This window comes from Bradyrhizobium sp. Mp19 (assembly GCF_029952935.1).
Classification (GTDB): Bacteria; Pseudomonadota; Alphaproteobacteria; order Rhizobiales; family Xanthobacteraceae; genus Bradyrhizobium; species Bradyrhizobium elkanii.
Window position 1 is genome coordinate 293,883 of record NZ_JASAUT010000006.1, and the last position, 669, is coordinate 294,551.

Annotated in this window: 1 protein-coding gene; it reads right to left on the reverse strand. The window is 65.6% G+C overall.

Annotated elements, in window-relative coordinates:
- Positions 1-669, reverse strand: a 669-nt coding sequence (locus QJT82_RS10960; RefSeq protein WP_281446635.1) for an immunoglobulin-like domain-containing protein, incomplete at both ends; no start/stop codon positions are given.

The window sequence follows — 669 nt, forward strand, 5'->3', positions numbered from 1 at the left end:
GTTCTGCGTCGAGGCGCTGAGATTGACCGTCGCGTCGGTGACGGTGTCGTCGACATGGGCCGTCGCTGCCCCGGTGCCGACTACCAGGTGCTCAAAATTGCCGCCCTCGGTTCCCGTGATGTTGGCGGTCAGACTCGTGGCGTCGTTGTAGACGTCCTCGGCATTGCCCGAGGCGATCACCAGCGTTCCGGTGGTCTGACCGTTCGCGATCGTGATGTCGCCCTGGTCGGTGTGCACCGTGGTGACGCCCTCCGAGGCGTTCGACAGGGTCGCCGTGAACGTGTAGTTCGCGACCGCCCCCTCCAGCACCGTCGAGGCGGTGAGGTTCACCGTCGCATCGGTGATGGTGTCGTTGACCTGGGCGGTCGCTGCCCCGGTGCCGACCACAAGGTTCTCGAAGTTGCCGCCCTCGGTCCCGGTGATGTTGGCGATCAGCTGGCTGGCATCGTTGTAGACGTCCTCGGCATTGCCCGAGGCGATCACCAGCGTTCCGGTGGTCTGGCCGTTCGCGATCGTAATGTCGCCCTGGTCAGTGTGCACCGTGGTGACGCCCTCCGAGGCGTTCGAGAGCGTCGCGGTGAAGGTGTAGTTGGCGACCGCCCCCTCCAGCACCGTCGAGGCGGTGAGGTTCACCGTCGCATCGGTGATGGTGTCGTTGACCTGGGCGGT